Origin of the sequence: Pseudoflavonifractor phocaeensis, from assembly GCF_016901955.1 — a bacterium.
GTDB lineage: Bacteria > Bacillota > Clostridia > Oscillospirales > Oscillospiraceae > Flavonifractor > Flavonifractor phocaeensis_A.
This window is the reverse complement of sequence record NZ_JACJLC010000004.1, coordinates 82,052-88,921: the sequence shown is the minus strand read 5'-3', so window position 1 is coordinate 88,921 and position 6,870 is coordinate 82,052. Positions and strand designations below refer to the sequence as shown.

Below are 6,870 nucleotides of genomic sequence, written 5' to 3'. Positions count from 1 at the left end.
TGGGCCTGGAGCTGCTCACCCCCGGCCGTGACCTGGCGGACAAGCAGGGGGGCAGGCTGGTGGGCATTGTCATCGGCAGCGGGGTGGACGCCGCCGTCAGCGCCGCCTCCGCCCAGGGGGCGGATCAAGTCATCGTCATCGACGCCCCTGAGTTTAAGGACTATACCACTGACGCCTACGCGGCAGCCATGTACTACCTGGTGGAGAAATACGGCCCCACCACCCTGCTGATTGGGGCCACGCCGGACGGCCGGGATATGGGTCCCCGCCTGTCCTGCCGGCTGAAAACCGCCCTGACAGCAGACTGTACTGGCCTGGACATCGACGAGGAATCCGGCAATGTTGCCTGGACCCGCCCCGCCTTCGGCGGCAACCTGATGGCAACCATCCTCTGCCCCGACCACCGGCCCCAGATTGGCACCGTACGTCCGGGCGTGTTTAAGAAGTCTGCTCCCGTTGCGCCCAGAGCAGAGACCATCCGCGAGGAATTCCATGTGGCACCCGAGCAAATCCGCACCGAGCTCCTTGAGGTGATCAAGGAGGCTGCTGGCGAGCTGGTGGACCTGGAGGGCGCGGATATCATCGTCTCCGGCGGACGGGGCGTGGGCGGCCCTGAGGGCTTCGCTCCGGTGCGCGCCCTGGCCGAGGCGCTGGGGGCCACCGTGGGAGCCTCCCGCGCAGCGGTGGACTCGGGCTGGATCTCCCACGCCCATCAGGTGGGCCAGACGGGCAAGACGGTGGCCCCCAAGCTGTACATCGCCTGCGGCATCTCCGGGGCCATCCAGCACCTGGCGGGCATGAGCGGCTCGGACTGCATTGTGGCCATCAACAAGGACCCGGACGCCCCCATCTTCGATGTGGCCGACTACGGCATTGTGGGCAACCTGTTTGAGGTGCTCCCGGCCCTCACCGAGGAGATTAAGAAGCTGAAGGCGTAGCGCCTTCCTAACTCCTGTCGGAAGCGGCTCCCCTTTCCTTTCTCAATGCCTTCCTCCTACTCAGCGGGCCGTTTCTATTCCTGATGACGCTTCGAGCTGCCTCTTGCCGGGCAGCTCGAAGCCGTATCAGGGCATTGTTAAGAAGTTGACACAGCGTCCAAATTTAAAATTTAGGATAAAGGAGAGAATGATGTATGAACTTCCACTTTAACGCCGAAGAACAGGAAATCCTGGATATGCTCCATGAGTTCTGTCTCAAAGAGGTAGCCCCCATCGCCGCCGAGGTAGACGAAAATGAGCGCTTCCCCGAGGAGACCTGGCACAAGCTGGCCGAGATGGGCATGATGGGCGTCCCCTTTGCCGAGGAGTACGGCGGAGCCGGGCTGAGCTATCTGACCTACATCGGGGTATGCGAGGAGCTGGCCAAACACTGCGCCACCACCTCTGTCATGGTCTCCGCCCACTCCTCCCTGTGCACCTGGCCCATCTCTGAGTTCGGCACCGAGGAGCAGAAGCAGAAATATCTGCCTCCTCTCTGCTCCGGGGAGAAGCTGGGTGCCATGGGCCTGACTGAGCCCGGCGCGGGCACCGATGCGGCCATGCAGAAGACCACCGCCGTGGACAAGGGGGACCACTGGCTGCTCAACGGCTCCAAGATCTTCATCACCAACGCCGGCTATGCCGATACCTTCGTCATCTTCGCCATGACCAACAAGGAGCTGGGCAATAAGGGCATCTCCGCCTTCATCGTAGAGAAGGACTTCCCCGGCTTCAAGGTGGGCGCCCACGAGAAGAAGATGGGCATCCGGGGGTCCTCTACCTGTGAGCTGATCTTTGAGGACTGCGTGGTGCCCAAGGAGAACCTGCTGGGTGAGGAGGGTAAGGGCTTCAAGATCGCCATGATGACCCTGGACGGCGGGCGCATCGGCATCGGGGCCCAGGCCCTGGGCATCGCCCAGGCGGCCATTGACGAGTGCGTGAAGTACACCAAGGAGCGTATTCAGTTCGGCAAGCGGATCAGCCAGTTCCAGAACACCCAGTTCCAGCTGGCGGATATGCAGGCCAGGGTGGACGCGGCCCGGCTGCTGGTCTACCGGGCTGCCCAGGCCAAGCAGGACCACGAGCCCTACTCCCACCTGGCGGCCATGGGCAAGCTGTACGCCTCCGAGGCGGCCAGCGACGTGACCCGGCGCTGCCTGCAGCTGGTGGGCGGCTACGGCTACACCCGGGAGTATCCCTTCGAGCGGTTCATGCGGGACGCCAAGATCACCGAGATCTACGAGGGCACCAGCGAGGTCCAGCGGATGGTCATCTCCGGCTGGATGGGCGTGAAGTAATGTCTGCTGCATAAGGGCCGGTGCTGTCCGGCGCCGGCCCTTATCGCTTGATGATGAGGAAAAAGGTGATAGCATGAAGGACATCTATGTAGTCAGCAGCTGCCGGACCGCCATCGGCACCTTTGGCGGCAGCCTGAAGGACACCCCCGCCGCTGAGCTGGGGGCTGTCGTGGTCAAGGAGGCCCTGAAGCGGGCCAACGTGGATCCCGCCAACATCGACGAGGTCATGTTTGGCTGCGTGCTCACCGCCGCCCTGGGGCAGAACGTGGCCCGGCAGGTGGCCATCAAGGCGGGCTTCCCTGTGGAGGTGCCCGCCTGCACCGTGGGCATGGTGTGCGGGTCCGGCATGAAGAGCGTCATCGAGGGTGTGCGCTCCATCCTGGCCGGGGACGCCCACATGGTGATGTGCGGAGGCACCGAGAATATGTCCGCCGCCCCCTACGCCATCCCCACCGCCCGGTACGGCGCCCGGATGGGCAACACCAAGCTGATTGACACCATGGTCAACGACGGTCTGACCGACGTGTTCAACAATTACCACATGGGCATTACCGCCGAGAACGTGTGCGACCAGTGGGGCATCACCCGGGAGGAGCTGGACGCCTTTGCCCTGTCCTCTCAGGAGAAGGCGGCGGCAGCCATCGCCTCGGGCCGGTTTGAGGATGAAATTGTGCCTGTGATGGTGAAGAAGAAAAAGGAAATGGTGGAGTTCAAGGTGGACGAGCACCCCCGGGCCACCTCCGCCGAGGCGCTGGCCAAGCTCAAGCCCGCCTTCAAGCCCGACGGGGGCCGCGTGACCGCGGGCAACGCCAGCGGCATCAACGACGGCGCGGCGGCCATTCTGATTGCCGACGAGGACGCTGTGAAGCAGTACGGCCTCAAGCCCCTGTTCAAGATCATCGGCTGGGGCCAGGGCGGTGTGGACCCCGCCATCATGGGCGTGGGCCCGGTGCCCGCCTCCAGGGCGGCGCTGGCCAAGGCCGGCCTGACCATCGACGACATGGATCTCATCGAGGCCAACGAGGCCTTTGCCGCCCAGTCCATCGCTGTGGCCCGGGAGCTGAAGTTCGACATGAGCAAGGTCAACGTCAACGGCGGCGCCATCGCTCTGGGCCATCCTGTGGGCGCCTCCGGAGCCCGGATCATCGTCACCCCGCTCTATGAGATGATGAAGCGGTCCGAGGCCAAGCGGGGCCTGGCCACCCTGTGCATCGGCGGCGGCATGGGCGTGGCCGCCATCTTTGAGAAAGTGTAGGTGCAGCGCTATGGATTATGTCAAGCTGGAGAAAAAGGAGCACGTGGGCGTGGTCACCATTGACCGTCAGGAGGCCCTCAACGCCCTAAACAGCCAGGTGCTCAGTGAGCTGGACCAGGTCATCGACCAGGTGGAGGCCGACGAGGAAATTTACGTGGTCATCCTCACCGGCGCGGGCCGGTCCTTTGTGGCCGGAGCCGACATCGGCGAGATGAAGGGCTTCTCCTCCATCGACGGCAAGCGCTTCGGCGTCCACGGCGGGAACGTGTTTCTCAAGCTGGAGAACCTGTCCAAGCCGGTGATCGCGGCGGTAAACGGCTTTGCCCTGGGGGGCGGCTGTGAGCTGAGCATGGCCTGCGACATCCGTCTGGCCAGCGAGAAGGCCAGGTTCGGCCAGCCCGAGGTGGGCCTGGGCATCACCCCCGGCTTTGCCGGGACCCAGCGGCTACCCCGGATTGTGGGCGTTTCCAAGGCTATGGAGCTGATCCTGACGGCCAAGACCATCAAGGCCGACGAGGCCAAGGCCATCGGGCTGGTCAGCGAGGTGTATCCCCCTGAGGAGCTGATGGACAAGGCTATGGAGCTGGCCAACGCCATCTGCGCCAACGCCCAGATCGCAGTGCGGGAGTCCAAGCGGTGCATCCGTATGGGGATGCAGACCGACATCGCCACCGGCTCTGCCTTCGAGGCCGAGGCCTTCGGCGTGTGCTGCGGCACCGAGGGCAAAAACGAAGGTATGGGCGCCTTCTTGGAAAAAAGAGCGGAGAAGCACTTCAAGCTCCGTTAACCGGCCCAGGGAGGTGTAGATATGGATTGCAGAGATGCCATTATGACCCGCCGGAGCGTACGCGCCTATCAGCCGGATCCCATCCCGGAGGATATCCTCGGCAGGATTATGGGGGCGGCCTGTTCCGCCCCCTCGGCGCTGAATCTCCAGCCCTGGTATTTTGTCGTCATTCAGAGCCCGGAGCCCATGGCTAAGCTGCTGGAGCTGATGGCCCCAGCCCCCCAGCGGCTGGATGCGGAGTTGACCCAGCGCTTTCCCAACCACCCTCAGGTGGTCGCGGACACCAAGCGGTTTGTCCAGCTTTTGGGCGGGGCGCCGGTCTGTGTGCTGGCATTCCTCACCGGCGGGGACACCCACGGGAGAAGCCAGTCCACTCTGCTCCAGAGTGTGGCGGCAGCTACCGAGAATCTGCTGCTGGCGGCCTGGAATGAGGGGGTTGCCAGCTGCTGGCTCACAGCGCCGCTGGAGGCTGGCCTGGCCCAGGAGATCTACGACGCCTTCGCACCGGAGCAGGGGGAACTGACCGCGCTGATCACCCTGGGCTACCCAGAAAAAATTCCCCAAGCCCCCAAGGCCAAGAGCGGCCGTTACATCGTACTATAATTCGGGCCCGACGGCCGGGGCATCCCTGCCGCCTGCCCCGCGTTGGGAGATGACAATTCATGGTAGAGCAAGTATTCGACCGGCCCCGAATTTGGCGCATCCCGGTGGAACTGCCCCAAAACCCGCTGCGCACCCTCAATTCCTACGTTATCCAGACGCCTGAACAAAATTTAATCATTGACACGGGGTTTAACCGGCCTGAGTGCCATGCCTCCCTGTGGGCAGGCATTGAGGAATTAAATCTGGATTTGGGAAAGACTGCTCTCTTCCTCACCCATCTGCACTCTGACCACACCGGCCTGGTGTACGATTTTGTGCAGCGGGGTGTTCCGGTATACACCGGGAGGATTGACCACACCTACTTTGCGTCTACTGTGACCGGGACTACCTGGTCTGACATGGAGGAGCGCTACCGCCATGAGGGATACCCGGCGGAGGGGCTGGCGCTCCAGGCCGGCGGCAACCACGCCCGGCTCTACGCCCCCCAGGGCGTCTACCCCGCCACACTGCTGGAAGGCGGTGAGATTCTCCATGTGGGGGATGTGTCCGTCCAGGCCATCCACACGCCTGGCCATACCCCCGGCCATATGGTTCTCTATCTGCCCAAGGAGCAGCTACTGTTTTCCGGCGACCATATTCTCTTTGATATTACCCCTAATATTGCGGTCTGGATGGGAGTCGACGACGCCCTGTCCGATTATCTGTCCAGCCTGGAGAAAATCCGCAGCCTGCCCATACGCAAAACCTTCCCGGCCCACCGGGGGCAGGCAGGAGATGTATACCAGCGGATTGATGCCCTGCTCGAACACCATCAGCATCGGTTGGCGGAGATTCTCGATGCTGTAGAGACGTACCCAGGCTCCACGGCCTATGAACTGGCAGGCCATATTTCATGGTCCGCCCGGGGGCTTGGATGGGATCAATTCCCGCCCAACCAGAAATGGTTTGCGGTCTCTGAGACCCTGGCCCACCTATACTATATGGAGCGCCGGGGAAAAGTCGCCCGGGAAGCGGCGGGTGAAGTGTTTGTCTACCACATCATTTGAGGCAGCATAGAAAACAAAAATTTCCAGATAGAAGGAGGACAAAACCAATGAAAAAGATCGTCGTTATCGGCGGGGGGACCATGGGGCTGGACATCGCCCAGGTCTTCGCCCGGTCGGGGTTTGACGTTGTGGTCCGTGACATCAGCGAGGAGATTATCAAAAACTCGGAGGCCCGGCTGAACAAGGCCCTGGACAAGCAGGTGAGCAAGGGCAAGCTGGACGAGGCTGGCAAGCAGGCCATCACCGGCAGGATGACCTTTACCACCGACCTGAACCTGGCCGCCGACGCCGACCTGGTGGTGGAGGCCGCCATTGAGAACCTGGACATCAAGAAGCAGGTCTTCGCCGACCTGGACAAGATCTGCAAGCCAGAAACGATTCTTGCCTCCAACACCTCCTCCATCTCCATCACCGCCATCGCCGCCGCCACCCAGCGGCCGGACAAGTTCATCGGGATGCACTTCTTCAACCCCGCCACCGTGATGAAGCTGGTGGAGGTCATCCGGGGGGCCAAGACCTCTGACGAGACCTTTAAGACGGTCTACGAGCTGGCCAAGACCATCGGCAAGGACCCCGTGGAGGTCAACGAGGCCCCCGGCTTTGTAGTCAACAAGATCCTGATCCCCATGATCAACGAGGCCTGCGACCTGGTGTACACCGGGGTCGCCAGCGCGGAGGACATCGACAAGGCCATGCAGCTGGGCGCCAACCACCCCATGGGCCCCCTGGCCCTGGGCGACCTCATCGGTTTGGACGTGTGCCTGGCCATTATGGACACCATTTACCAGGAGAGCGGCGACCCCAAGTACCGGGCCTCCCTGCTCCTGCGCAAGATGGTCCGGGCCGGCTTCCTGGGCCGCAAGACCGGCAAGGGCTTTCACGACTACAACAAGTAAGCCCCGTT

General features: G+C 62.7%; 7 protein-coding genes. All 7 read left to right on the top strand.

The genetic code is table 11. The features are described 5' to 3' along the window. A partial coding sequence (locus H6B51_RS02045) for an electron transfer flavoprotein subunit alpha/FixB family protein (RefSeq protein WP_204882077.1) occupies nucleotides 1–938 on the top strand: 938 nt, incomplete at its 5' end. A gap of 194 nt (nucleotides 939–1,132) precedes the next feature. Continuing rightward, entirely contained in the window at nucleotides 1,133–2,275 is a 1,143-nt protein-coding gene (locus H6B51_RS02040) for an acyl-CoA dehydrogenase (protein ID WP_204882076.1), read from the top strand. Nucleotides 2,276–2,348: 73 nt separating this feature from the next. Continuing rightward, complete coding sequence (locus tag H6B51_RS02035; protein WP_204882075.1) at nucleotides 2,349–3,530, top strand: acetyl-CoA C-acetyltransferase; 1,182 nt, start codon at nucleotides 2,349–2,351, stop codon at nucleotides 3,528–3,530. Nucleotides 3,531–3,540: 10 nt separating this feature from the next. After that, a complete protein-coding gene (locus H6B51_RS02030; protein WP_204882074.1) occupies nucleotides 3,541–4,317 on the top strand; it encodes an enoyl-CoA hydratase-related protein in 777 nt (258 codons plus the stop codon). 21 nt (nucleotides 4,318–4,338) lie between these two features. Beyond that, on the top strand, nucleotides 4,339–4,920 hold the full coding sequence (locus H6B51_RS02025) for a nitroreductase family protein (protein ID WP_204882072.1): 582 nt from the start codon (nucleotides 4,339–4,341) through the stop codon (nucleotides 4,918–4,920). Between the two features lie 59 nt (nucleotides 4,921–4,979). Further along, complete coding sequence (locus H6B51_RS02020) at nucleotides 4,980–5,966, top strand: MBL fold metallo-hydrolase (protein WP_204882071.1); 987 nt, start codon at nucleotides 4,980–4,982, stop codon at nucleotides 5,964–5,966. Next, a complete protein-coding gene (locus tag H6B51_RS02015) occupies nucleotides 5,963–6,862 on the top strand; it encodes a 3-hydroxybutyryl-CoA dehydrogenase (RefSeq protein ID WP_335342086.1) in 900 nt (299 codons plus the stop codon). Before H6B51_RS02020 ends, H6B51_RS02015 begins: the two co-directional genes overlap by 4 nt. Nucleotides 6,863–6,870 lie beyond the last annotated feature (8 nt).

Excerpts from the sequence above, each read along its gene's own strand:
- H6B51_RS02040 (WP_204882076.1), top strand. The coding sequence starts at position 1,133 with ATGAACTTCCACTTTAACGCCGAAGAACAGGAAATCCTGGATATGCTC.
- H6B51_RS02035 (WP_204882075.1), top strand. The coding sequence starts at position 2,349 with ATGAAGGACATCTATGTAGTCAGCAGCTGCCGGACCGCCATCGGCACC.
- H6B51_RS02030 (WP_204882074.1), top strand. The coding sequence starts at position 3,541 with ATGGATTATGTCAAGCTGGAGAAAAAGGAGCACGTGGGCGTGGTCACC.
- H6B51_RS02025 (WP_204882072.1), top strand. The coding sequence starts at position 4,339 with ATGGATTGCAGAGATGCCATTATGACCCGCCGGAGCGTACGCGCCTAT.
- H6B51_RS02020 (WP_204882071.1), top strand. The coding sequence starts at position 4,980 with ATGGTAGAGCAAGTATTCGACCGGCCCCGAATTTGGCGCATCCCGGTG.